Genomic DNA, 23,897 nt, shown 5'->3' on the forward strand with positions numbered 1-23,897 from the left:
CTGGTCCTCGGGCCGCCCGGGCCGCCGTCGGCCATCGGGTTGACGGCGGTCGGTGCGGCCGCCGCCGTGCCGGCGCTGAGCTGGTACGCCGGGCGCTCGGCGGTCCGGGCCGGCCGGCGACCGGTGGCCGCCTTCCGGGCGGTGATGCTGGTGGCCCTCATCGACGTGGTCCTGCTGGTGGCGAGCGGTCGGGTGGTGTGACCGGCACCCGGGAAGGTGGCATTGCCCGGGTCCGCGTGCGGGCCTCGATCAGCTCCAACTACCCTGGAGCGCGGTCTGCGCGGGTATGGCCACCGTGCCCGGCGTGCGGCCGGTTGCGGATCGTGACGAGGAGGACCGACGTGACGCGCTCGATCAGGGGATCCCGGCGGGCGGCCCTGCTGCTGTCCGGGATTGCGACGGCGACCAGCCTGCTGGCGTCCGGGTGCGGCACCGGCCAGATCGCCGAGACCGCCAACAAGGAGCCGTCGGTCCAGGGCGTCAACCTCACGGCTGGAAACGGCGCCTTCGCGGTGCGTGGCCTGCTGGTCGACTTCCCGGGCACCGAGGGCTACCGGGCGGGGCAGGACGCGGCGCTCAACGCCGTAATCTACAACGACTCGAAGGACACGGTGACGGTCACCGTCACCACCGAGAGCGCCCGCGAGGTGGTGATCACCGGCGGCTCGGCGAGCCCGTCGGCGTCCGCCTCGGAGTCGGCCTCCGCCAGCCCGTCCGCCTCCGAGTCCGGCTCGGCCAGCCCGTCCGCCTCCGAGTCCGGCTCGGCCAGCCCGTCGGCGACCCCGTCCGAGACCGGTTCGTCCTCGGCCACCCCGTCCGCCCCGGAGTCGGCGCGGGCGTCGGGCTCGGCCAGCCCCTCCGCTCCGGGCCAGCCCGCCCGGATCGAGCTGGCTCCGCTGAGCTACCTCCAGCTCAACTCCGAGGCCACCCAGCAGCTCCGGCTGATCGGCCTGACCGAGGAGCTGCGCTCCGGGCAGAACGTCTTCGTGACCTTCGACTTCGGCAACGGCAACACGGTCACCGGCCCCGCGCCGATCGCGGTGCCGCTCACCCCGGCTGCTCCCCCGTCGCCGATCATCGAGCGCGAGGGCGGCTACGAGGGTGACGAGGGCGGCACGACCCACGGCTGACCCGACCCGACATCGACAGACACCCCGGCGTGGTGCCCACCACGCCGGGGTGTTTTCGTCGTACGCGGGGGCTAGCGTCCTGATGTGACCACTCCCCGATCGACCTCTCCGCGCGGCGGCACGGCCGGCGGCGCCCGTGGTCGGGCCACCGCCCGAGAGCCACGTCCGGCCTACGAGTGCGACGCCTGCGGTCACCAGCCGCCCAAGTGGGTGGGGCGCTGCCCGGAGTGCGGCGAGTGGGGCTCGGTGGTCGAGTCCACGGTGACCGGGCCGACCGTCTCCGGTCGGGTGGTCAGCTCCCGGATGCCGGCGGAGCCCGCCCGGCCGATCGCCACCATCAGCGCCGCGCCGGCCCGCGCCCGGCCCACCGGGGTGAGCGAGCTCGACCGGGTGCTCGGCGGCGGCCTGGTCCCGGGCGCGGTGGTGCTGCTCGCCGGCGAGCCCGGCGTGGGCAAGTCCACCCTGCTGCTGGACGTGGCACAGCAGTGGGCCGTCGGCGCCGGCAGTCCCTCGCTGGTGGTCAGCGGAGAAGAGTCGGTCAGCCAGGTCCGGCTGCGCGCCGAGCGGATGGGCACCCTGCACGACCAGCTCTACCTCGCGGCGGAGAGCGACCTGGCGGCGGTGCTCGGGCACCTCGACGCGGTCAAGCCGGGCCTGCTGGTGCTCGACTCGGTGCAGACCATCTCGACCACCGGCACCGAGGGGGTGCCCGGCGGGGTGACCCAGGTCCGGGCGGTCACGGCGGCGCTGGTCTCGGTCGCCAAGGAACGCGGCATCGCCACGGTGCTGGTGGGGCACGTCACCAAGGACGGCCAGGTGGCCGGGCCCCGGGTGCTGGAGCACCTGGTCGACGTGGTGCTGCACTTCGAGGGCGACAAGCACTCCTCGCTGCGGCTCGTGCGCGGCGTCAAGAACCGGTTCGGTGCGGCCGACGAGGTCGGCTGCTTCGAGATGCACGAGGGCGGCATCAGCAGCCTGGCCGACCCGTCCGGGCTGTTCCTGACCCGCTACTCCGAGCCGGTGCCGGGCACCTGCGTGACGGTGGCGATGGAGGGGCGCCGGGCGCTGGTCACCGAGGTGCAGGCGCTGATCGGAGCGACGGTCGCCGGCTCTCCCCGGCGTACCGTCTCCGGCCTCGACTCGGCCCGGCTGGCGATGGTGCTCGCGGTGCTGCAACGCCGCACCGAGCGGCTCACCCTGCACGACCGGGAGGTCTTCGCGGCCACCGTGGGCGGCATTCGCGTGGTGGAGCCGGCCGCCGACCTGGCGGTCGCGCTGGCGGTCGCCTCCGGCGGGCTCAACCTGGCCATCGCGCCGCACCTGGTGGCGATCGGCGAGGTGGGGCTGACCGGCGAGGTGCGCCGGGTCGGGGCGGTGCCCCGCCGGCTGGCCGAGGCGGCCCGGCTGGGGTTCAAGGTTGCCCTGGTTCCGCCCGGCTGCGGCCCGGCCAGCACCGGCGCCGGTCCCGAGCAGATGCAGGTGACCGAGGTCACAGACGTACGCTCGGCCCTGCACCATGCGGCCCGCGCGTCCGCCGAGTGACCCACCGTGGCGACGGGGACGGCGATACCGGACAGCATGCCGCAAGCGGGAAGCGGCTGAAGGGGCGGCATCGTGACACATCACAGTAACCACGACAGCACCCACCGCACGGCAGTCCGTAGACTGTGCCCGTGCCGATCGACCGCGATACCACCAAGCCTGCCGGCGCGCCGCCTCACGCCCGCACCGGCGGCGTGGGCTCGCCCGCCCGCCCGATCAGCGTGAACGTGACCGCGGGAGCCGCCGGGAGCGCCGGCGACCCGCTGCGGGCGAACCTCGCCCTGATGGCGCCCGGCACCGCGCTGCGCGACGGGTTGGAGCGCATTCTGCGTGGCCGCACCGGCGCGCTCATCGTGCTCGGCTACGACAAGGTCGTCGAGGGCCTGTGCACCGGCGGCTTCCCCCTGGACGTGGAGTTCTCCGCGACGCGGGTGCGGGAGCTCTGCAAGATGGACGGCGCCGTCGTGCTCTCCAGCGACGGCACCCGGATCGTCCGGGCGGCCGTGCACCTGATGCCCGACCCGTCCATCCCGACGGAGGAGTCCGGCACCCGGCACCGCACGGCCGAGCGGGTGGCCCGGCAGACCGGCTACCCGGTCATCTCGGTCAGCCAGTCGATGCGGATCATCAGCCTCTACGTCAACGGTCAGCGGCACGTGCTCGACGACTCGGCGGCCATCCTCTCCAGGGCCAACCAGGCGCTGGCCACCCTGGAGCGCTACAAGCTCCGGCTGGACGAGGTCTCCGGGACGCTCTCCGCTCTGGAGATCGAGGATCTGGTCACCGTGCGGGACGCGGTGGCGGTGGTGCAGCGGCTGGAGATGGTCCGTCGGATCGCCGACGAGATCGCCGGCTACGTGGTCGAGCTGGGCACCGACGGCCGCCTCCTCGCCCTCCAGCTCGACGAGCTGATGGCCGGCGTGGACGCCGACCGGACGCTGGTCATCCGGGACTACCTGCCGGTCGGCCGCAAGTCCCGCACTCTGGACGAGGCGCTGGTCGAGCTGGACCTGCTCGGTGCCACCGAGCTGATCGACCTGGTGTCGGTGGCCAAGGCGATCGGTTACCCGGCCGCAACGGACGCGCTGGACGCGGCGGTCAGCCCTCGGGGCTTCCGACTGCTGGCCAAGGTGCCCCGGCTGCCGGTGCCGGTGGTCGACCGGCTGGTGGTGCACTTCGGCAGCCTCCAGCGGCTGCTGGGCGCCACCGTGGAGGACCTGCAGGCCGTCGAGGGGGTCGGCGACGCCCGGGCCCGCGGCGTCCGCGAAGGGTTGTCCCGGCTCGCCGAGGCGTCCATCCTGGAGCGGTACGTCTGACCCGGCTCAGCCGGTGACGGTGAGCTTCACCGGCGCGCTGAGCTTGGTGCCGACCCGTGCGAACACCTGGTACGTCCCGACCGGGGGGAAGGGGCCGGCGGCCAGCCCACTGCCGTCGCAGCGGCTGCTGTCCCGCCCGTTCCAGCCCACCTCGTAGGCACGCTCGAAGTTCGGGGTGAACGACTGCGGGTCCGACCCCTGGACCTTGCCGCAGGTGTCCGACGACCACACCTTCTCGGCTCCGGACTTGATGAAGATCTCCTGGAGGTCGGCGCCGACGTTCCGGCTGCACGTCCGGTCCGAGGTGTTCTTGATCTTGAGCTGCAGGTCGACCACCGCGCCGCGTTGAACCGAGGTCGGCCGTGCCACCGAGGTCACGCTGATCTCCGCGTCGGTGCAGGTGCCGTCGTCCACCGACCCGGCGGCCGAGCCCGGCGGCGGGTCGTTGCTGGTGGTCTCCGGGCTCGGACTCCCGGTGTCAGGATCCTCGGACGCCGGCGGAGCGCCGGTCTGCGGGGTCAACACCGGCCCGCCGGCACCCGGGCTCGCGGCGGACGTCGGAGCCGATGTCGGCGTCGCCCCCGCCTGCGGTCGACCGTCGGAGCGACCCGAGCCGGTGCAGGAGTAGAGCAGGACAATCAGGAAGAGAAGCCCCGCTCCGAGTACGACGACGCGACGCCGCCAGTACACGGCGGGTGGCAGGGGGCCGACCGTCAGACGCATGATGCCTCCCACCGTAGCCGCGCCGCGGCCCCAGCCCGGCGCGACGCGCCGGAGCGCCGCCCACACGACCCACAGACCGTCCACTGAGGAGGCTTGGAGCGATCGTGCGGCGCACCGTCACAGGTAGACCTTGCGCTGATAGACGGCGTGTGCGCCAGCCACCCGGTCGAGGAAGAGCAACCCGGCGCAGTGGTCGATCTCGTGCTGCAACGCCCGCGCCTCGAAGCCGTCAGTCACCAGGCGGACCGGCTCCCCGCTCCCCGGCAGGTCGCCCTCCACCACCAACCGGCTGGCCCGCTTCACGTCCCCGGTCAGGTCCGGCACCGACATGCACCCCTCCCGGCCCGGTTTCCACCGGGTCGCCTCGACCACCCGGGCGTTGCAGAGCACGAAGGTGCCGTGCACGGTGACCGCCTTCGGATGCCCGGTCACGTCGACGGCGAACACCCGGGCGGCCACCCCGATCTGCGGCGCGGCCAGACCGACGCAACCCGGCGACACCCGCATCGTGGCGACCAGGTCGGCGGCCAGCCGGACGGTCTCCGCCGCGGCCGGATCGACCTCGCCGCCGGCCCGGCTCAACACCGGGTGCGGGGCAGACACCACCGCACGCACCTCACCCCGCACGCCCAGCGACTCCGGCGTCCACCCGCCCAGCCCCACGTACGTCCCGACGCTCCGGCCGGTGTCCGGGCCGCTCCCCTCGCCGGTCACAACAGGTCCGGATCCGCCGGCCGGAGGGTCACCTCGACACCCAGCTCCGCGGCCGCCCGGTGCAACCGGTCGGTCAGCGCGTCGGCGACGCCGGCCGGCAACTCCACCTCAGCCAGCACCACGTAGAGCGAGCCGGCCAACCGCGTACTCAGGTCGGTGACGTTCCCGCCGGCGTCCACCAGCACCCGGGTCATCGCCGCGACGATGCCCATCCGGTCCGACCCGTGCACCGCCAGCACGTACGGCTCGCCCACCGGGGCCACCTCGCCGTCCGGGGTGACCGCGCGTACCGTCGCCAGAAGCTGGCCCTCGGCGGCCAGCGGCGCCAACGCGGCCTCGACCTCGGCGGCGGCCGGACCGGTGCAGATGAGGGTCATCGCGAAATGCCCCCGCAACCGGGTCATCGTGCTGTCGGTGAGATTGGCACCCAGCCGGGCCAGCACCTCGGCGACATCGGCCACGATGCCCGGCCGGTCCCGACCGATGACGGTGATCGCGAGCTCGTTCATCCGGGCATTCTGCCCGATCCGCCGGCCGCCGCCGTGACACCCCGCCCGAGCCGCCCATCCAGCGGGACCGCACCACGTGACATCATCGACGGCGCGATGACTCAATCCGATTTCGCCACCCTGGTCAGCCAGTGGTACCGACAGCACGCCCGTGACCTGCCGTGGCGCGGGCCCGGGGTCAGCCCGTGGGCCATCCTGGTCAGCGAGGTCATGCTCCAGCAGACGCCGGTGGTCCGGGTCGTCCCCGCCTGGCAGGCGTGGTTGGCCCGCTGGCCGGACCCGGCCGCGCTGGCGGCGGACAGCCCGGCTGAGGCGATTCGGATGTGGGGGCGCCTCGGCTACCCCCGGCGGGCGGTCCGGCTGCGGGAGTGCGCGGTCGCGATCGTGGAGCGGCACGGCGGTCAGGTGCCGGACCGGCTGGAGCAGCTGCTGGCCCTGCCCGGGGTCGGGACGTACACGGCGCGGGCGGTGGCCGCGTTCGCGTACGGGCAGCGGCACCCGGTGGTCGACACGAACGTGCGCCGGGTGGTCAGCCGGGCGGTGGCCGGCGAACCGGACGCCGGAGCCGTCACCCGGCCGGCCGACCTGGTCGCGACCGAGGAACTGCTGCCCACGGAGCCGGCCGCGGCGGCGCTGGCCAGCGCCGCGTTCATGGAGCTGGGCGCCGTGATCTGCACGGCCCGCTCACCGCGCTGCGCGTCCTGCCCGGTCGAGTCGGTCTGCGCCTGGCGGGCCTCCGGGCAGGAGACGCCGGCCGGACCCACCCGCCGCCCCCAGCGGTACGCGGGCACCGACCGGCAGGTACGCGGACTGCTGCTCGGGGTGCTCCGGGAGACCACCGGACCGGTCCCGCACCAACGGCTGGACCAGGTCTGGACCGACGACGTGCAGCGCGCCCGGGCCCTGGCCGGCCTGGTACAGGACGGGCTCGTGGAGCCGGTCGGCACCGACGCCTTCCGCCTCACCGGCGACGGCCCGTCCCTGCCCGCCGCCAACCTCACGACCTGACCCGCGGCTCCCCTCCGGCGCCCCGCCTCGCCCCGGCGGTCGGCCCGCGAGGGCTCGGCCCGCGAGGGCTCGGCCCGCGAGGGCGGGCTCGGCCCGCGAGGCGGTGATCGACTCCATACCGCCGACATCGCGGTATCCCGATGCGGGGACACCCCGACATCGCCGACATCGAGTCGATCAATCCGAGGACGAGGCCAGGGGCGTGACGACCGCCGCGGGCGAAAGCCGCGCTCGGCGGGGCGGACGGACAGCGGAAAAGGCGGGGCCCCGGTGGCTTGCGCCACCGAGGCCCCGCCTCTGCTGCTGCTTGTGCTACTCGTCCGCGCCCGCGGAGGCGGTGCCGCCGAGGTCGGCCGGAACGGCGTCCGGAACCTCCACCGGCTTGTCCGCGCCGTGGAACACGAGCTTGGACTTGTCGATGTCGTTCGGGTCGCCCTCGCAGTCCACCACAACGATCTGGCCGGGGGTCAGCTCGTTGAACAGGATCCGCTCGGAGAGGTTGTCCTCGATGTCGCGCTGGATCGTGCGACGCAGAGGACGGGCACCGAGCACCGGGTCGAAGCCCTTCACCGCCAGGTACTTCTTGGCGTTGTCGGTCAGCTCCAGACCCATGTCCTTGTTGCGCAGCTGCGTCTCGATCCGCTGGATCATGATGTCCACGATCGAGAGGATCTCGTTCTGGCGCAGCTGGTGGAAGACGATGGTGTCGTCGATCCGGTTGAGGAACTCAGGCCGGAAGTGCTGCTTGAGCTCGTCGTTGACCTTCTGCTTCATCCGGTCGTAGTTGGACTCGGAGTCCTCCGACGCCTGGAAGCCGAGCGACACCGCCTTGGCGACGTCCCTGGTGCCCAGGTTGGTGGTCAGGATGATGACCGTGTTCTTGAAGTCCACGATCCGACCCTGACCGTCGGTGAGCCGACCGTCCTCCAGGATCTGGAGCAGCGTATTGAACACGTCCGGGTGGGCCTTCTCGATCTCGTCGAAGAGAACCACCGAGAACGGCCGACGCCGCACCTTCTCGGTCAGCTGCCCGCCCTCGTCGTAGCCGACGTAGCCGGGAGGGGCACCCACGAGCCGGGAGACCGTGTAGCGGTCGTGGAACTCGGACATGTCCAGCTGGATGAGGGCATCCTCGCTGCCGAAGAGGAACTCGGCGAGCGCCTTGGACAGCTCGGTCTTACCGACACCGGACGGGCCGGCGAAGATGAACGAGCCCGACGGGCGCTTCGGGTCCTTCAGGCCGGCCCGGGTACGCCGGATCGCCTTCGAGACCGCCTTGACCGCGTCCTCCTGGCCGATGACGCGCTTGTGCAGCTCGTCCTCCATGCGCAGCAGGCGGGAGGTCTCCTCCTCGGTCAGCTTGTAGACCGGGATGCCGGTCCAGTTGCCGAGCACCTCGGCGATCTGCTCGTCGTCAACCTCGCTGACGACGTCCAGGTCACCGGCCTTCCACTCCTTCTCCCGCTGCGCCTTCTGGCCGAGGAGCTGCTTCTCCTTGTCGCGCAGCTGAGCGGCGCGCTCGAAGTCCTGCGCGTCGATCGCGGACTCCTTGTCGCGACGCACCTGGGCGATGCGCTCGTCGAAGTCGCGCAGGTCTGGCGGCGCGGTCATCCGGCGGATCCGCATCCGGGCACCGGCCTCGTCGATCAGGTCGATCGCCTTGTCCGGCAGGAAGCGGTCGGAGATGTACCGGTCGGCCAGAGTTGCGGCAGCCACGAGAGCCGCGTCGGTGATGCTCACGCGGTGGTGCGCCTCGTAGCGGTCGCGCAGGCCCTTGAGGATCTCGATGGTGTGCGCCAGCGACGGCTCACCCACCTGGATCGGCTGGAACCGGCGCTCGAGGGCGGCATCCTTCTCCAGGTGCTTGCGGTATTCGTCGAGCGTGGTGGCACCGATGGTCTGCAGCTCACCACGGGCCAGCATCGGCTTGAGGATGCTCGCCGCGTCGATCGCGCCCTCGGCGGCACCCGCACCCACCAGGGTGTGGATCTCGTCGATGAACAGGATGATGTCGCCGCGGGTGCGGATCTCCTTGAGCACCTTCTTGAGGCGCTCCTCGAAGTCACCGCGGTAGCGGGAACCGGCGACCAGCGCACCGAGGTCGAGCGTGTAGAGCTGCTTGTCCTTGAGCGTCTCGGGCACCTCGCCCTTGATGATCTTCTGGGACAGGCCCTCCACCACGGCGGTCTTACCGACGCCGGGCTCACCGATCAGGACCGGGTTGTTCTTGGTACGGCGGGAGAGCACCTGCATGACCCGCTCGATTTCCTTCTCGCGCCCGATGACCGGGTCGAGCTTGCCCTCGCGGGCGGCCTGGGTCAGGTTGCGGCCGAACTGGTCCAGCACGAGGCTGGTCGACGGCGCGGCCTCACCCGGCGCGGCGCCCGCCGCGGCCGGCTCCTTGCCCTGGTAGCCGGAGAGCAGCTGGATCACCTGCTGGCGGACCCGGTTGAGGTCGGCGCCGAGCTTGACCAGCACCTGGGCGGCGACGCCCTCACCCTCGCGGATCAGACCGAGCAGGATGTGCTCCGTGCCGATGTAGTTGTGGCCGAGCTGCAGCGCCTCGCGCAGCGACAGCTCCAGCACCTTCTTGGCCCGCGGCGTGAACGGGATGTGCCCGCTCGGCGCCTGCTGGCCCTGGCCGATGATCTCCTCGACCTGCTGGCGGACGCCCTCCAGGGAGATGCCGAGGCTCTCCAGGGCCTTTGCCGCGACGCCTTCACCTTCGTGGATCAGGCCCAGCAGGATGTGTTCCGTACCGATGTAGTTGTGGTTGAGCATCCGGGCCTCTTCTTGGGCCAGGACGACAACCCGTCGCGCTCGGTCGGTGAACCGCTCGAACATGCCCTCGTGCTCCTCACGTGCCGTGCGCCTTGATGGTCAAGATCTTGGCGGGGCCGGTGCACGAACGTCCGGGACGGGCGTCCGTGCCTCCTTACTCTATCGTCGCTGACCGACTCAGCTGAGGTCGTGTGTCTCGGGTACGGGTCGGTTCCACGTCGTTTTGCACAACCGTCCGCGCTCAGGAGGTGTTCCGGTACCCCTGTCGCTACGCGCAGAGCGAAATCCGACTGGCGCGACGGAAGCCCTCTCCCGGCTCCGGAAGGCTCCGGGAAGGGGGACCGGCGCTGGCGACGAACGCCGCGCCCGGCCTTGGGGAGGTTGTCCACAGGCTGTGGACAGCTGCTCCACTGGTTGTGGACAACGTCGGTCGTCGGGGAATGCTTCCCCGATCCCCGGATCGGCCTCCGGCACCCCGCCGGCGGCCGGCGGGAATACAGGCGACGCCGGCCCGGAGAATGCTCCGGCCCGGCGTCGGTGTCGCCCTGCGGCGGCCGCTGGCCACCAGACTGCTGACGGATCAGCGCTTCGCGTGGTACTCGTCGACGATCTCCTGCGGGATGCGCCCCCGGTCCGAGATGTCCTTGCCGGCCTTCTTGGCCCACTCCCGGATCGCCTTGTTCTGCTCCCGGTCGGCGGTCGCGCCGCCCCGGCCTCGGGCGGCCCGTCCACCGATGACCACGCCGCCCCGGCCCACCTTGGTGCCGGCACCCACGTATGGAGCGAATACGTCGCGCAATTTCGCGGCGTTGGAACTCGACAGGTCGATCTCGTACTGAACGCCGTCGAGGGCGAACTTGACGGTCTCGTCCGCGTCCCCGCCGTCCAGGTCATCGACCAGCTTGTGAATGATCTGCTTGGCCACGTCCCACAATCCTTTCGAGCAGGGTGCTCCTGCTAACGAGAGCACAATAACCCGCGCGCCGCTCGCCCCGTCAATAGGATGCGGTATCGACGCGGCACGAGCCGAGCCGGACTACTCGGGGCGGACCAACGGGAAGAGGATCGTTTCCCGAATTCCGAGCCCGGTCAAGGCCATCAACAGCCGGTCGATTCCCATTCCCATACCGCCGGCCGGAGGCATTCCGTACTCCATCGCCCGGAGAAAGTCCTCGTCGAGACGCATCGCCTCGTCGTCGCCACGAGCGCCGAGTTGCGCCTGGGCCACCAGCCGCTCCCGCTGCACCACCGGGTCGACCAGCTCGGAGTACGCGGTGCCCAGCTCGAACCCGAGCACGTAGAGGTCCCACTTCTCGGCCAGCCCCGGCTCGCTGCGGTGCGCCCGGGTGAGCGGGCTGGTCTCCTCCGGGTAGTCGCGGACGAAGGTGGGTGCCACCAGACCGGGGACGACCAGCTCCTCGAACAGTTCCTCGACCAGCTTGCCGGGGCCCCACTTCGGGTCCACGGCCAATCCCACCTTGTCGGCGTACTCAACCAGGCGGGACCGTTCGGTGCGGACCGTGACCTCCTCGCCGAGCGCCTCGGAAAGCACCCCGAACAGGGTCACCGACCGCCACTCACCACCCAGGTCGAACTCCCGACCGTCGGCGTGCGTCACCACGGTCGAGCCGCTGACCGCGATCGCAGCCTGTTGCACGAGATTGCGGGTCAACTCGGCCATCGTGTCGTAGTCGCCGTACGCCTCGTACGTCTCCAGCATCGCGAACTCCGGTGAGTGCGAAGAGTCGACACCCTCATTACGGAAGTTGCGGTTGATCTCGAAGACTCGGTCCACACCGCCGACCACCGCGCGCTTGAGAAACAGTTCCGGAGCGATTCGCAGATACAGATCGGTGTTCAACGCATTGCTGTGGGTCACGAACGGTCGGGCCGCCGCGCCACCGTGCAGCAGTTGCAACATCGGAGTTTCCACCTCGATGAAGCCCTGCCCGTGCAGCGAATCGCGAAGGCTGCGCACCGCCGCGGCCCGAGTACGGACCATCTGCCGGGCCTGCGGCCGGACGATCAGGTCGACGTAGCGCTGCCGGACCCGCGCCTCCTCGGAGAGCGGCTTGTGCGCCACCGGCAACGGCCGCAGCGCCTTGGCGGTCATCTCCCAGCGCTCGGCCAGCACGGACAGCTCGCCCCGACGGCTGGTGATCACCTCGCCGGTGACGCCGACGTGGTCGCCGAGGTCCACCAGCCGCTTCCATGCCTCCAGCCGCTCCGGCCCGACCCGGTCGAGCGACAGCATCGCCTGCAACTCGGTGCCGTCGCCGTCGCGCAGGGTCGCGAAGCAGAGCTTGCCCGTGTTGCGTACGAAGATCACCCGGCCGGTGACCGAGACCTGGTCGCCGGTGGCGGTGTCGGTGGGCAGGTCGGCGTAGCGCTCGCGGACCTGCGACAGGGTGGTGGTGCGGGGGAATCCGACCGGGTAGGCCTCGATGCCGTCGGCGATCATCCGGTCCCGCTTCTCCCGGCGGACCTTCATCTGCTCGGGAAGGTCGTCGGCGGGGTCCACTGGCACGGCGTTCTGCTCGCTCACGGCACGCTTCCTCGTCACGGAGATACGGGGGGTCAGGCCCGAGCGTACTCAAGCGCCCTGGGGGTCGTTAGCGGATAACCTGCGCGTCATGGTCGATCACACTCCCGCCCTCTCCTTCGGCGCCGCCGCGAGCGATTACGACCGTTTTCGACCCCGCTACCCGGATGCCGCTGTCCGGTGGGCACTCGACGGGCTGAGCGACGCCCGTGTCGTCGATCTCGCGGCGGGCACCGGCATCCTGACCCGCGCTCTGCTGGCGCTGGGCCACGAGGTCGTACCCGTCGAGCCCGATCCGGGGATGCGGGCGCAGCTTGCCGCCAGCACCCCGGGCACGACGGCGCTCGCGGGCAGCGCCGAGGCCGTTCCGCTGCCCGACGGCGCGGCGGACGCGGTGCTGGCTGGAACGGCGTACCACTGGTTCGACCGGGAGCCCGCGCACGCGGAGATCGCCCGCGTGCTCCGGCCCGGCGGCACCTTCGCCCCCATCTGGAACATCCGCGACGACCGCGTGGACTGGGTGGACGACCTGGGACGGATCGCCCATTTCGGTGACAAGTCGGCCAGCCTGTTCGGCGAGTACGCGGACTTCGGCCCCGCGTTCGACGCGATCGAGGTGGACGAGTTCGCGCACCGCGTCACCCTCACCCCGGACGAGTTGTTCGGCATGGTCCGCACCCGCTCGTACTGGCTCACCGCCTCCACCGAGGATCAGCAGCGGGTCCAGCGGGAGCTCACCGACCTCCTGGACACCCACCCCGCCCTGGCCGGCCGGGAAACCCTCGAGCTGCCGTACCGGACGTTGGTGCTGCGCGCCCGGCGGCGCTGAACCACCGGGATCACAGGTTGCGGTCGTAGACCATTCGCAGGCCGATCAGCGTGATCATCGGCTCGTGGTGGGTGATGCTGTGGCACTCGTTGAGCACCAGCGAGGCGAGGCCGCCGGTGGCGATCACCGCCTTCACCTCGCCCAACTCCTCGGTCATCCGCTCGACGATCCGGTCCACCTGCCCGGCGAAGCCGAAGTACAGGCCGGCCTGGAGGCACTCCACGGTGTTCTTGCCGATCACCGAGCGGGGCTTGGTGGCCTCGACCTTGCGCAGTTGGGCGGCCCTGGCGGCCAGCGCGTCGAAGGAGATCTCGATGCCCGGGGCGAACGCCCCGCCGAGGAACTCACCCCGACCGCTGATCACGTCGAAGTTGGTGGTGGTACCGAAGTCCACGACGATCGACGGCCCGCCGTAGAGCGTGTACGCGGCCAGGGTGTTCACCACCCGGTCGGCGCCCACCTCCTTCGGGTTGTCGATCGCCAGCTGAACCCCGGTCCGCACGCCGGGCTCGACGATCACGCTCGGCAGGTCGGCGTAGTAGCGGCCGAGCATGGTGCGCAGCGAGCGCAGCGCGGCCGGCACGGTGGAGCAGGCGGCCACGCCGGTGATCTCGACGTTGTCCCCGGCGAGCAGACCCCGGAACATCAGACCCAGCTCGTCCGCCGTCGAGCGGGCATCGGTCTTGATCCGCCAGGAGTGCACCAGCTTGTCGCCGTCGAAGGTCGCCAGCACGGTGTTGGTGTTTCCGATGTCGATGCAGAGCAGCACGCACGAAGCCTAGACAACGACCGTACGGACGGGCGCGGACCGGCCGGCGGACCGTATCCTGGTCCCATCACGACATGAACATAGGTCAATCCACGGCGCGGCCGGACGGGGAGCGGACATGTCGGGGACGTGGTGGGCGCGCGGGCGCAACACCCTGCGCCGGCGCCGGCGGCACGTGCTGGTGCTGGTCGCGCTGGCCGGCGGCGCGATCTGGATGATCGTGCAGGCGTGGCGGGCGTCCCTGCGGGAGAACGGCAGCTTCGCCGGCGACCTCTACCTCAACATCGGCGCCGCACTGATCATGACGCTCCTGACCTATGTGGTGCTCAACCCGCTCTTTCGCGAACTCCAAACGGTCAGCATCATCGAGCATCCCCGGTTGGACCGGGACGCGCTGATCGAACGGGTCGCCCAGTGCCGCGAGATCGTGGCGATCCTGGAAACCTGGACGAGCATGCTCGAGGGCCCGTACGCGGCCCGGTTCGTGGCCGCGCTGCGCTCCGCGCTCGCCAACGGCGCCACCGTCAAGGTGCTGCTGCTGGACCCGGACTCACCGGCCGTCCGGCTCCGCGGCGAGGAGCTGCGCCGACGGGACGCCTCGGTGGCCATCCTCAACAACCTGTGGCACCTCGCCCGGCTCCGCGAGGAGCTGCCGGAGGCGGCCCGGGCCCGGCTCCAGGTACGGGTCTACAGCGCCGCCCCTTCGGTGCAGATGTACCGCTGGGACGGCAAGGCGTTCATCTCGTTCTTCCCGGTGCAGGGCAGCACCTTCGACACCCAGCAGATCGAGGCGTTCGTCTCCACCCCGCTGGGCGAGTTCGTCGACGACCGGTTCGCCGAGCTGTGGGACACCGCGCCCCTGGAGGACCTGGAGGCCTGCCTCAGCCTGCGACTCTGCCTGCGCCAGGCCGGGCGGGACCTGGAGACCTGCGAGGCGCTCTACGTACGCTCCGACGGCGACTGGTACATCGCCGGCACCGACCTGGTGCGCAACGTGGCCCGACACGGCCTGACCGGACTGAGCGTGGTGCTGGACCGGCCGGAGGCGGCCGGTGAGGTCTTCGCCATCGGCGAGGCCGACGAGCTGGCGCCCGAGGTCTACAACCGGGTGCTGGAGCTCTTCCGGGCCAAGTACGGCCTGGACGGCCGGCAGGACACCGAGAACCGGGTGATCTTCAATTTGGCCGCCACCTCGCTGACCACCGTCTGAGGCACGGCCAGGCATCCCCTATTCGACGCGCAGGTCCATCGCGATGTCCAGGATGGGCGACGAGTGGGTCAGCGCGCCCACCGAGAGGAAGTCCACGCCCGTGGCGGCGTACCGGGCCGCCACCTCCAGGGTGAGCCCGCCGGTCGCCTCCAACTCCGCCCGGTCACCCACCGCGGCCACCGCCTCGGCCAGCGTCTCCGGGGTCATGTTGTCGCAGAGCAGGAAGTCCGCGCCGGCGCCCACCGCCTCCACCGCCTCGTCGACCGTGGTCACCTCGACCTGCACCGGCACCTCCGGGAACGCCTCCCGGACCCGCCGGTACGCCGCGGTGATGCCGCCGGCCGCGAGCTTGTGGTTGTCCTTGATCATGGCCACGTCGTAGAGGCCCATCCGCTTGTTGGTGCCGCCGCCCGCCCGCACCGCGTACTTCTCCAGCGCCCGCAGGCCCGGGGTGGTCTTGCGGGTGTCCAGAACCATCGCCTTCGTGCCGGTCAGCGCGTCCGCCCAGGCACGGGTGTGGGTTGCCACGCCGGACATCCGGCAGAGCAGGTTGAGCGCCGTCCGCTCGGCGGTGAGCAGCAGCCGGGTCGGCCCGGTCACCGTCGCCAGCACGTCGCCGCGGGCCACCCGCCCGCCGTCGCGGGCCACCAGCGACACCTCGACGGTACGACCGAACCCGGTCACCTCGCCGACCAGCTCGAACACGGCGGCGGCCACGGCCAGCCCGGCCACCACGCCGTCCGCGCGGGCCACCAGGTCGGCGGTGTCGGTCTGCTCCGCCGGGATGGTGGCGACGCTGGTGACGTCGAGGAAGTCCGGCCCCAGATCCTCGACCAGCGCGTTCTCGATCACCCGCCGCACCTGCGCCGGGTCCAGGCCGTCCGCCCGCAACGCCCGCTGCGTCGACTCCGTCATCGCCATCTCCGTTCGCGACTGCGGGGCTCGCAACACCGGCTCACTCCTCGCGCTCACTGGGCCATCTCCGTTCGCGACTGCGGGGCTCGCAACACCGGCTCACTCCTCGCGCTCACTGGGCCATCTCCGTTCGCGACTGCGGGGCTCGCAACACCGGCTCACTCCTCGCGCTCACTGTTGCCGTCCCTCCCACTGCTGCGTCAACCGGCCCTGCGCCCCGACCGACCCGACCAGGTGGCCCAGCCACCGCTCGTCGGCCGTCGGGAAGTCCTCCCGCCAGTGGCAACCCCGGGTCTCACCGCGCGCGTACGCGGCGGCCACCAGCGTCGACGCCACGGTGAGCAGGTTCGTCGCCTCCCAGTCGGCCGTCCGCGGCCGGCCTCGGGCGGTGCCCAGCTCGGTCAGCGTCCCGGCCGTCTCGGCCAGCGTGGCGGCCGAGCGGAGCACCCCGGCACCGCGGGTCATCGCCCGTTGCAGAGCCGGCGTCACCTCGGCCGGCAGCACCCAGCCCGCACCGCCACGCCACGCGCCGGTGTCCGCCGGCCGGACCTGCTCGGGCAGGCCCGCCGCGATGTCGTCGGCGATCCGTCGGGAGAAGACCAGACCCTCCAGCAGCGAGTTGCTGGCCAGGCGGTTCGCGCCGTGCACGCCCGTGCAGGCGACCTCACCGCACGCGTACAGGCCGGGGATGGAGGTGCGGCCGCGCAGATCGGTCCGGACGCCACCGGAGGCGTAGTGCGCGGCCGGGGCGACCGGGATCAGGTCGGTGGCCGGGTCCACGCCGATCGCCAGGCAGGACGCCACGATGGTGGGGAACCTACCGGCGAGGAAGGCCCCGCCCAGGTGCCGGGCGTCGAGGAAGACATGGTCCGCGCCGGTGGCGAGCAGCACCCGGTGGATGCCCTTGGCCACCACGTCCCGGGGAGCCAGCTCGGCCAACTCGTGCTGGCCCACCATGAACCGCTTGCCGTCCGCGTCCACCAGGTACGCGCCCTCGCCGCGCAGCGCCTCGGAGACCAGCGGCTGCTGCGCGCGCCCCGCGCCGGGAACACCGGCGCCGGCCGGCGTGATCAGGGCGGTCGGATGGAACTGGACGAACTCCACGTCGGTCACCGCCGCGCCGGCCCGCATCGCCAGCGCCACCCCGTCCCCGGTGGAGACCGCCGGGTTGGTGGTGGCCGCGAAGATCTGGCCCATCCCGCCGGTGGCCAGCACCACCGCCCGGGCCAGCAGCGCGCCGACACCGTCCTCGCTGCCCTCGCCGAGCACGTGCAGGGTGATCCCGCAGGCCGGGCCGAGCCCGTCCGGGCCGTCGCCGGGCGCCCGCAGCAGATCCAGCACCAGGGCGTGCTCGACCAGCCGGATCCACGGGTCCCGCCGCACCGCCTCGTGCAGTGCCCGCTGCACCTCGGCCCCGGTGGCGTCCCCGCCGGCGTGCACGATCCGGTCCGCCCGGTGCCCGCCCTCACGCGTCAGCATCAACGAGCCGTCCGGGTGGCGGTCGAACTCCGCGCCGATCCGCATCAGCTCCCGCAGTCGGATCGGGCCCTCCTCGACCAGCACCTGGACCGCCGCCGGGTCGCAGAGCCCGACGCCGGCGATCTCGGTGTCCGAGGCGTGCGCCGCCGGAGTGTCGCGTGGATCGAGCACCGCCGCGATGCCACCCTGCGCCCACCGGGTCGAGCCGTCATCGATGTTGACCTTGGTGACCACCGTGACGTGCAGGCCCGCCTCGCGCAGGTGCAGCGCCGCGGTCAACCCGGCCACCCCGGAACCCACCACGATCACGTCGGTGGTCTCCACCCAGCCGGGGGCGGGCGCGGCCAGCAACGAGGGCAGGGCCGGCAGGTCGACGGTCGGAAGGTCCATCCCCCCAGTCAACCCGAACCGGTCTCGTCCGGGGCGGCGGGGGCGGGACGAGTGGTATGGGCTACCCCGTCCCGCTCCCACCGCACCGCGCCGACCGGCGGGCCGTCGTCACTTCGTCCGGACCGGCAGCCCCGCCGGGCCCGCGCCCCGCAGCGAGGCGGTCACCGTACGGTCGCTGAGCCACAGGTAGCAGCGGACCCCCCGGTCACCGACCTTCCAGCGCCCCGCACCGGGCGGGCGGACCACCACCCCGCTGCGGAACCGGAGCTTGGCGTCGTCCGGGACCCCGACGTACCGGCCGAGGACGCTGCGACACCCGGTGTAGAGCGGAGCCCAGTCGGCATCCCGGGTCGGATACGGCCGGTCCGGCGCCTTCCAGACCCCGACGAACTCGGCGTCGTGCCGACCGCCGCACTCCACCGGCACCAGCGTCTGCACGCCCCGGCCGGCGCCGCCGCGGGTCTGCTGGCAGCCCAGCCGCAGCCCGGAGGGCCCCTTCAACGCGTCCCGCAGGCTGCCGGACCGGACCACCACCGTGGCCGCCGCCTCCACCGTGGTCAGCTCGCTGAGGTCGCACCGGTACCAGCGGGACCCGGCCGCCCAGCCCGGCGTCGAGGGCAGCGCCACCGACAGCCGCAGCCGGCCGGCCCGCCAGTCGTCGCCCACGTACCCGGTGGCGCGGTTGTCGCACTCGGCGAACGCGCCGCGCAGCTCTGCCGAGCCGCCGGCCGGGGCGGTGGCCCGCTCGACCGGGAAGGCGCCAACGTGCACGGTCTCCACCCGGTGCGGGCCGGCGCAGTCCATCGGCTGGTAGCTGGCCAGGGTGACCACGTCGGTGAAGTCGGCGGCCTGACACACACCGGCAACCGGGGTGAACGCCGCCGCCGGCGGCAGCGCCGCCCAGTCGTCGGTCAGATCACCGTCGAGGCCGCCGGCCCCGGCGCAGCCGACCAGCAGAACTGCCGTGACGGCAGTGGCGAGCAGGGTCGTCATCGCACGGCGCATCGCGGCCTCCCCCAGCCACCGACCAGCTTCCGACGGCGTGCCAAGGGTAACCGGAAATGACCTTCCGGTGACAGACCGGAATCGCCGTGCGCGGGATCAGGCGCTCGCCACGGCCAACGGGCTGGGCACCGGGTCGCCGGCCGTACCGGGCGCCGCGGCGGCCGGGTCGGCGCCCAGCTCGATCACCCGGTTGTCGGCGTCCACGTGCACCACCCGCGGCCGGTACGACCGGGCCTCGGCGTCGTCCATCTGCCCGTACGAGATGAGGATGACCAGGTCACCGGGGTGCACCAGGTGCGCGGCCGCGCCGTTGATGCCGATCACGCCGCTGCCCCGCCGGCCCGGAATGACGTACGTCTCCAGCCGGGCGCCGTTGGTGATGTCCACGATCGCCACCTGCTCGCCGGGGAGCAGGTCGGCGGCGTCGAGCAGGTCCTCGTCCACCGTCACCGAACCGACGTAGTGCAGGTCGGCCTGGGTCACCGTGGCCCGGTGGATCTTCGACTTGAGCATGGTCCGCAGCATCGGGATGGCCTTTCGCGAAAGTGGTGGGGGTGCGGCCGGGTCAGGGGCGGGGCGCGAGGTGGATCGCCGCGTTGTCGATCAGGCGGGTGGCGCCCACCCACGCGGCGATCACCAGCCGTGCCGGCCCCGAGACCGGTCCCGGCTCCAGCTCGGGATCGGTGAGCACCAGATAGTCGAGCCGGGCGCCCGGCGTACCGGCGCCGAACGCGGCGTGCGCGGCGGTCAGCACCGCACCCGCGTCCTGGCCGGCGTCGGCGGCCTGCGCACCGGCCCGCAGCGCGGCGGACAGGCTCAGCGCGGCGGCCCGCTCGGGCTCGCTCAGGTAGCGGTTACGGCTGGACAGCGCCAGCCCGTCCGGCTCCCGAACCGTCGGCACGCCGACCACCTCGACCGGCACGTCCAGGTCCCGGACCATCCGCCGGACCAGGGTGAGCTGCTGGTAGTCCTTCTCGCCGAAGAACGTCAGGTCCGGCCGGGTGAGCTGGAGCAGCTTCAGCACCACGGTGAGCACACCGTGGAAGAAGCCGGGGCGGCTCGCGCCCTCCAGCTCCGCGCCGAGCGGACCGGGGTCGAGTCGCACCCGCGGCTGGCCGTCGGGGTACATGTCGGACACCGACGGGGCGAAGACCACGTCGACACCGGCACGCCGGCACGCCTCCAGGTCCGCGTCCAGGGTCCGGGGATAGCGGTCGAAGTCCTCGTTCGGCCCGAACTGCAACGGGTTCACGAAGATCGTCACCAGCACGTGGTCGGCCTGCTCCCGCGCCGCACGCAGCAGGGTCTCGTGCCCGGAGTGCAGGGCACCCATGGTCATCACCACACCGACCGTGCCCTTCAGCCCGGCCCGGGCCTCGGCCAGCTCGGCACGAGTGTGTACGAGCAGCGTCACGCGGCCACCTCCCGACCAGAATCGGCGAGCACGCCGAGCAGCGACTGCGCGTCCACCGGCCGCAGCCGGCCGGCGGCGATCGCCCGGTCGGCGGTGCGCCGGGCCAGTGCCAGGTAGGCGGGAACGGACTCCGGGGCGGTCGCGGCCAGCCGGGACAGATGCCGCTGGACGGTGCCCGCGTCGCCGCGGGAGACGGGGCCGGTGAGCGCGTCGTCGCCGAGGCGCAGCGCGTTCTCCAGGGCCGCGCGCAGCAACGGGGCGAGCACCTTCTCCGGACGGGCCACCCCGGCGTCCCGCAGCCGGTCGGTCGCCTCGTTCACCAGGGTCACCAGATGGTTCGCGCCGTGCGCCAGCGCGGCGTGGTACAGCGGACGGTCGGTCTCGCCCACCCACTCGGGCACGCCACCCAGGTCGGCGACCAGCCGGGCGGCCAGCGGGCGCAGCTCCGCCGGGGCGGTCACCCCGTACGAAATGCCGTCGAGGCGTGCCAGGTCGTCCGGCGTACCGGTGAAGGTCATGGCCGGGTGCAGGGCGAGCGGCCGGGCGCCCACCGCGACCGCCGGCGCCAGCACGGCCAGCCCGTGTGCGCCGGAGGTGTGCGCGACCACCTGACCCGGGTGCAGCGCGCCCCGCTCGGCGAGGTCGGCGACCACCCCGGCCAGCGCGTCGTCCGGTACCGCGATCAGCAGCAGGTCGGCGGCCGCGTGGGCGACGGCGGAGACCGGCCGGCGGGGCACCTCGGGCAGCAGCAGGGCGAGGCGCGCTCGGCTGGCCCCGGATTCGCCGGTGACGGCGACCACGTGGTGCCCGGCGGCGGCGAGTGCGGCGCCCAGCACGGCGCCGACGCGGCCGGCGCCGACGACACCGACGGTGAGCAGACGGGAGGTGGCGCGGGCGCCGGGAACGGCGCGATCCCGCGATGCGGCAGGCCCGTGCGGGGCGGCCGGACGCGGGCGCAGCGGTGCGCTCATGACGACGATCCAGTCCTCGAGAAGGGGTACCGGTCGATCGCAAGTATGCGCCCGGCCCGCCGAACCGGGACAAGCATGTGTGAAAACCTTCACCACCGAAGGAAGGGCCTCTCAGCCGGTGACCGTAGGGTCGGCACGGCGACGCATGCTGAACCCGAGGAGAACGATGTCGATCCGGTGGCGGGACGCGATGAGCGACGCCCTCTACGGGCCGGACGGCTTCTTCGTCTCCGGCGCCGGGCCGGCCGACCACTTCCGGACCAGCGTGCACGCCTCGCCAGCCTTCGCCACCGCCCTGCTACGCCTTCTCACGCAGGTCGACACGGCCCTCGGCCACCCTGCCCGTCTCGATGTCGTCGACGTCGGGGCCGGGCGGGGGGAGTTGCTGCGCACCCTGCTCAGGCTCGTCTCGTCCGAGGACGCCGTCGGGCTCGCGGTGGGGGTTTCCGGGGAGCCCACCCGCTCCGGGCGGTCAGGCTTGATCCCTCCGCGGACGGGCTCCCCGGAAACCCTGACTCCCACGACCTCCGCCCGTCCGTCGGGCGACGAGCCGTCGTCGGTCGCCGTCCGTCCGTCGCTCGCGGAACGAGTGCGCTTCACAGCAGTCGAGTACGCAACCAGGCCCAAAGACCTCCCGCAAGAGATCAACTGGGTGTCCGAGATCCCGGATGAGATCACGGGGGTGTTGCTGGCAACCGAGTGGTTGGACAACGTCCCACTGGACGTCGCGGTGCACACCGAGGACGGCTGGCGATACCTGCTGGTCGACCCCGGCAGTGGTGCCGAGACGGTTGGTGACTTGGTCACTCCCGCTGATCTTGCCTGGCTCAAGAGGTGGTGGCCCACGAGCCCGCCCACCGCAGACCGTGATCCGACCTCGACGGACGCGACCAGCACAAGCGAGTCGGGTTTCCGGGCAGCCCGGCCGGCGCAGGGATCAAGCCTGACCGCCCGGAGCCGGCCGGGCTGCCCGGAAACCCCCCACAGCAACCACAGACGGGCCGAGATCGGCCGGACCAGGGACGAGGCCTGGGCGAACGCCGTGAAAAAGATCGAACGCGGGTTGGCCGTCGCTGTCGACTACGGGCACCTGCGGGAGAGCAGGCCGGTCGACGGGACGCTGACCGGGTACCGGGCTGGGCGGCAGGTGCCTCCGGTGCCGGACGGAACGACGGACGTGACCGCGCACGTGGCCATGGACTCGGTCGCCTCCGCCGGTGCGGCGGTCGCCCGGTGCGCGTACTCCCTGGTCTCGCAGTCCGAGGCGCTGCGTGCGCTCGGGGCCGACGGCGGCCGACCGCCGCTGAGCCTGGCCGGCACCGACCCGGCCGGCTACGTGCGGGCGCTGGCCGCCGCGTCGGCGGTGGCCGAGCTGACCGACCCGGCCGGGCTCGGCGGGCACTGGTGGCTGCGCCAACCGGTCGGCATCCCGCTCGCTCCGGCCGTGGCACGATGACGGGCATGACCACCGACGCCGGGGCCCTCCGTGAACTGACCGTCGGCACCGGTGCCGGCCTGGTCGCCGGCACCGGCGATCAGCAGCTCGGCACCGACATGGTGCTGAACATCGGCCCGCAGCACCCTTCCACCCATGGCGTGCTGCGGCTGAAGCTGGTGCTCGACGGCGAGCGGGTGATCGCCTGCGAACCGATCGTCGGCTACATGCACCGGGGCGCGGAGAAGCTCTTCGAGGTACGCGACTACCGGCAGATCATTGTGCTGGCCAACCGGCACGACTGGCTGTCGGCGTTCTCCAACGAGCTGGGTGTGGTGCTCGCGGTGGAGCGGCTGATGGGCATGGAGGTGCCCGAGCGTGCCACCTGGCTGCGGATGGCCCTCGCGGAGCTGAACCGGGTGCTCAACCACCTGATGTTCCTCGGCTCCTACCCGCTGGAGATCGGCGCGATCACGCCGGTCTTCTACGCCTTCCGGGAGCGGGAGACCATCCAGGCGGTCATGGAGGAGGTCTCCGGGGGCCGGATCCACTACATGTTCAACCGGGTGGGCGGCCTCAAGGAGGAGGTGCCGTACGGCTGGACCGGCCGGGCCCGCGCCGCGATCGGCGAGGTACGCCGGCGGCTGCCCGACCTGGACCACCTGATCCGGCGCAACGAGATCTTCCTGGCCCGGACGGTGGGCGTCGGGGTGCTGTCCGCCGCGGACGCCGCCGCGTTCGGCGCGTCCGGGCCGGTGGCCCGGGCCTCCGGGCTCGACCTGGACCTGCGCCGCGACGATCCCTACCTGGCCTACGACGAGTTGGACGTGCCGGTGGTGACGAAGACCGCCGGGGACTGCCACGCCCGGTTCGAGGTGCTGCTGGACCAGGTGTACGCCTCGCTGGACCTCGCCGAGCAGTGCCTGGAGCGGGTGGACCAACTGACCGGACCGATCAACACCCGCCTGCCGAAGGTGCTCAAGGCGCCGGAGGGACACACCTACGCCTGGACCGAGAACCCGCTCGGCATCAACGGCTACTACCTGGTGTCGCGGGGCGAGAAGACGCCCTGGCGGTTGAAGCTGCGCACCGCGTCGTACGCCAACGTGCAGGCGCTGGCCACCCTGCTCCCCGGCTGCCTGGTGCCGGACCTGATCGCCATCCTCGGTTCGATGTTCTTCGTGGTCGGGGACATCGACAAGTAGTACCGGGCTG

The 23,897-nt window shown here is 72.2% G+C and carries 21 protein-coding genes and 1 pseudogene; 9 read left to right on the forward strand and 13 right to left on the reverse strand.

Features of this window, described 5'->3' with window-relative positions:
• The 4 genes and pseudogenes from EAD98_RS08010 to disA form a co-directional block, all read left to right on the forward strand.
• Nucleotides 1-201 (forward strand): annotated as a pseudogene (locus EAD98_RS08010) (hypothetical protein); the annotation flags it as partial.
• 140 nt (nt 202-341) lie between these two features.
• Nucleotides 342-1,130: a hypothetical protein gene (locus EAD98_RS08015; RefSeq protein ID WP_121653416.1), complete on the forward strand. Its 789-nt coding sequence runs from the start codon at nt 342-344 to the stop codon at nt 1,128-1,130.
• Nucleotides 1,131-1,214: 84 nt separating this feature from the next.
• Nucleotides 1,215-2,672, forward strand: coding sequence for a DNA repair protein RadA (gene radA / locus EAD98_RS08020; RefSeq protein WP_121653417.1), 1,458 nt, complete (start codon nt 1,215-1,217; stop codon nt 2,670-2,672).
• A gap of 131 nt (nt 2,673-2,803) precedes the next feature.
• Nucleotides 2,804-3,988, forward strand: a complete 1,185-nt coding sequence (disA, locus tag EAD98_RS08025) for a DNA integrity scanning diadenylate cyclase DisA (RefSeq protein WP_121653443.1) — start codon at nt 2,804-2,806, stop codon at nt 3,986-3,988.
• 6 nt (nt 3,989-3,994) lie between these two features.
• On the opposite strand, the gene EAD98_RS08030 is transcribed toward disA, so the two are convergent.
• The 3 genes from EAD98_RS08030 to EAD98_RS08040 form a co-directional block, all read right to left on the reverse strand.
• Entirely contained in the window at nt 3,995-4,711 is a 717-nt protein-coding gene (locus EAD98_RS08030) for a hypothetical protein (protein ID WP_121653444.1), read from the reverse strand.
• Between the two features lie 117 nt (nt 4,712-4,828).
• Entirely contained in the window at nt 4,829-5,425 is a 597-nt protein-coding gene (locus EAD98_RS08035; RefSeq protein WP_121653418.1) for a peptide deformylase, read from the reverse strand.
• Entirely contained in the window at nt 5,422-5,934 is a 513-nt protein-coding gene (locus EAD98_RS08040; RefSeq protein WP_121653419.1) for a glycine cleavage system protein R, read from the reverse strand. Before EAD98_RS08040 ends, EAD98_RS08035 begins: the two co-directional genes overlap by 4 nt.
• A gap of 96 nt (nt 5,935-6,030) precedes the next feature.
• Between EAD98_RS08040 and EAD98_RS08045 the strand changes: the two genes are divergently transcribed.
• Complete coding sequence (locus tag EAD98_RS08045; protein WP_121653420.1) at nt 6,031-6,942, forward strand: A/G-specific adenine glycosylase; 912 nt, start codon at nt 6,031-6,033, stop codon at nt 6,940-6,942.
• 312 nt (nt 6,943-7,254) lie between these two features.
• On the opposite strand, the gene EAD98_RS08050 is transcribed toward EAD98_RS08045, so the two are convergent.
• The 3 genes from EAD98_RS08050 to lysS all read right to left on the reverse strand — a co-directional run bounded on the left by EAD98_RS08050 (nt 7,255) and on the right by lysS (nt 12,268).
• Nucleotides 7,255-9,786: an ATP-dependent Clp protease ATP-binding subunit gene (locus EAD98_RS08050; RefSeq protein ID WP_121653421.1), complete on the reverse strand. Its 2,532-nt coding sequence runs from the start codon at nt 9,784-9,786 to the stop codon at nt 7,255-7,257.
• Between the two features lie 517 nt (nt 9,787-10,303).
• On the reverse strand, nt 10,304-10,648 hold the full coding sequence (locus EAD98_RS08055; protein ID WP_074318984.1) for an Lsr2 family protein: 345 nt from the start codon (nt 10,646-10,648) through the stop codon (nt 10,304-10,306).
• Between the two features lie 111 nt (nt 10,649-10,759).
• Nucleotides 10,760-12,268 (reverse strand): lysine--tRNA ligase, encoded by a 1,509-nt coding sequence (lysS, locus tag EAD98_RS08060; RefSeq protein WP_121653422.1) that lies wholly within the window; start codon nt 12,266-12,268, stop codon nt 10,760-10,762.
• A gap of 88 nt (nt 12,269-12,356) precedes the next feature.
• On the opposite strand from lysS, the gene EAD98_RS08065 reads away from it, so the two are divergent.
• Nucleotides 12,357-13,094, forward strand: a complete 738-nt coding sequence (locus EAD98_RS08065) for a class I SAM-dependent methyltransferase (RefSeq protein WP_121653423.1) — start codon at nt 12,357-12,359, stop codon at nt 13,092-13,094.
• A gap of 10 nt (nt 13,095-13,104) precedes the next feature.
• Here EAD98_RS08065 and EAD98_RS08070 read toward each other — a convergent pair whose 3' ends face one another.
• The gene (locus EAD98_RS08070; RefSeq protein WP_121653424.1) at nt 13,105-13,863 is read right to left on the reverse strand and encodes a type III pantothenate kinase; all 759 of its coding nucleotides are present in this window, start codon (nt 13,861-13,863) and stop codon (nt 13,105-13,107) included.
• A gap of 118 nt (nt 13,864-13,981) precedes the next feature.
• On the opposite strand from EAD98_RS08070, the gene EAD98_RS08075 reads away from it, so the two are divergent.
• Nucleotides 13,982-15,073: a DUF5919 domain-containing protein gene (locus EAD98_RS08075; RefSeq protein WP_121653425.1), complete on the forward strand. Its 1,092-nt coding sequence runs from the start codon at nt 13,982-13,984 to the stop codon at nt 15,071-15,073.
• Nucleotides 15,074-15,091: 18 nt separating this feature from the next.
• Here the strand turns inward: EAD98_RS08075 and nadC are convergent, their stop codons facing one another.
• The 6 genes from nadC to EAD98_RS08105 all read right to left on the reverse strand — a co-directional run bounded on the left by nadC (nt 15,092) and on the right by EAD98_RS08105 (nt 21,247).
• The gene (nadC, locus tag EAD98_RS08080) at nt 15,092-15,988 is read right to left on the reverse strand and encodes a carboxylating nicotinate-nucleotide diphosphorylase (RefSeq protein ID WP_121653426.1); all 897 of its coding nucleotides are present in this window, start codon (nt 15,986-15,988) and stop codon (nt 15,092-15,094) included.
• 171 nt (nt 15,989-16,159) lie between these two features.
• A complete protein-coding gene (locus EAD98_RS08085; protein WP_121653427.1) occupies nt 16,160-17,857 on the reverse strand; it encodes an L-aspartate oxidase in 1,698 nt (565 codons plus the stop codon).
• A 108-nt stretch (nt 17,858-17,965) separates the two neighbouring features.
• Nucleotides 17,966-18,862 (reverse strand): septum formation family protein, encoded by an 897-nt coding sequence (locus EAD98_RS08090; protein WP_121653428.1) that lies wholly within the window; start codon nt 18,860-18,862, stop codon nt 17,966-17,968.
• A 96-nt stretch (nt 18,863-18,958) separates the two neighbouring features.
• Complete coding sequence (panD, locus tag EAD98_RS08095; protein WP_121653429.1) at nt 18,959-19,387, reverse strand: aspartate 1-decarboxylase; 429 nt, start codon at nt 19,385-19,387, stop codon at nt 18,959-18,961.
• A 40-nt stretch (nt 19,388-19,427) separates the two neighbouring features.
• Nucleotides 19,428-20,276 carry a pantoate--beta-alanine ligase gene (gene panC, locus EAD98_RS08100; RefSeq protein ID WP_121653430.1) on the reverse strand — a complete coding sequence of 283 codons (849 nt, stop codon included), beginning with the start codon at nt 20,274-20,276 and terminating at the stop codon, nt 19,428-19,430.
• Nucleotides 20,273-21,247, reverse strand: coding sequence for a Rossmann-like and DUF2520 domain-containing protein (locus EAD98_RS08105; protein ID WP_233578579.1), 975 nt, complete (start codon nt 21,245-21,247; stop codon nt 20,273-20,275). The genes panC and EAD98_RS08105 overlap by 4 nt, the downstream gene beginning before the upstream one ends.
• 166 nt (nt 21,248-21,413) lie before the next feature.
• Between EAD98_RS08105 and EAD98_RS08115 the strand changes: the two genes are divergently transcribed.
• Both EAD98_RS08115 and EAD98_RS08120 read left to right on the forward strand, forming a co-directional pair.
• The gene (locus EAD98_RS08115; RefSeq protein WP_233583756.1) at nt 21,414-22,703 is read left to right on the forward strand and encodes an SAM-dependent methyltransferase; all 1,290 of its coding nucleotides are present in this window, start codon (nt 21,414-21,416) and stop codon (nt 22,701-22,703) included.
• Nucleotides 22,700-23,887 carry an NADH-quinone oxidoreductase subunit D gene (locus EAD98_RS08120; RefSeq protein WP_199723336.1) on the forward strand — a complete coding sequence of 396 codons (1,188 nt, stop codon included), beginning with the start codon at nt 22,700-22,702 and terminating at the stop codon, nt 23,885-23,887. Before EAD98_RS08115 ends, EAD98_RS08120 begins: the two co-directional genes overlap by 4 nt.
• Nucleotides 23,888-23,897: the final 10 nt, after the last annotated feature.

This window comes from Micromonospora sp. CV4, from assembly GCF_003667455.1.
GTDB lineage: Bacteria > Actinomycetota > Actinomycetes > Mycobacteriales > Micromonosporaceae > Micromonospora.

What these genes read in the sequence shown, in the direction of transcription:
- EAD98_RS08085 (WP_121653427.1), bottom strand. Translation starts at nt 17,857, where the DNA reads ATGGACCTTCCGACCGTCGACCTGCCGGCCCTGCCCTCGTTGCTGGCC.
- EAD98_RS08115 (WP_233583756.1), top strand. Translation starts at nt 21,414, where the DNA reads ATGTCGATCCGGTGGCGGGACGCGATGAGCGACGCCCTCTACGGGCCG.
- EAD98_RS08045 (WP_121653420.1), top strand. Translation starts at nt 6,031, where the DNA reads ATGACTCAATCCGATTTCGCCACCCTGGTCAGCCAGTGGTACCGACAG.
- EAD98_RS08040 (WP_121653419.1), bottom strand. Translation starts at nt 5,934, where the DNA reads ATGAACGAGCTCGCGATCACCGTCATCGGTCGGGACCGGCCGGGCATC.
- nadC (WP_121653426.1), bottom strand. Translation starts at nt 15,988, where the DNA reads ATGACGGAGTCGACGCAGCGGGCGTTGCGGGCGGACGGCCTGGACCCG.
- EAD98_RS08065 (WP_121653423.1), top strand. Translation starts at nt 12,357, where the DNA reads ATGGTCGATCACACTCCCGCCCTCTCCTTCGGCGCCGCCGCGAGCGAT.
- EAD98_RS08050 (WP_121653421.1), bottom strand. Translation starts at nt 9,786, where the DNA reads ATGTTCGAGCGGTTCACCGACCGAGCGCGACGGGTTGTCGTCCTGGCC.
- EAD98_RS08120 (WP_199723336.1), top strand. Translation starts at nt 22,700, where the DNA reads ATGACGGGCATGACCACCGACGCCGGGGCCCTCCGTGAACTGACCGTC.
- EAD98_RS08075 (WP_121653425.1), top strand. Translation starts at nt 13,982, where the DNA reads ATGTCGGGGACGTGGTGGGCGCGCGGGCGCAACACCCTGCGCCGGCGC.
- EAD98_RS08090 (WP_121653428.1), bottom strand. Translation starts at nt 18,862, where the DNA reads ATGCGCCGTGCGATGACGACCCTGCTCGCCACTGCCGTCACGGCAGTT.
- EAD98_RS08030 (WP_121653444.1), bottom strand. Translation starts at nt 4,711, where the DNA reads ATGCGTCTGACGGTCGGCCCCCTGCCACCCGCCGTGTACTGGCGGCGT.
- panD (WP_121653429.1), bottom strand. Translation starts at nt 19,387, where the DNA reads ATGCTGCGGACCATGCTCAAGTCGAAGATCCACCGGGCCACGGTGACC.
- EAD98_RS08105 (WP_233578579.1), bottom strand. Translation starts at nt 21,247, where the DNA reads ATGAGCGCACCGCTGCGCCCGCGTCCGGCCGCCCCGCACGGGCCTGCC.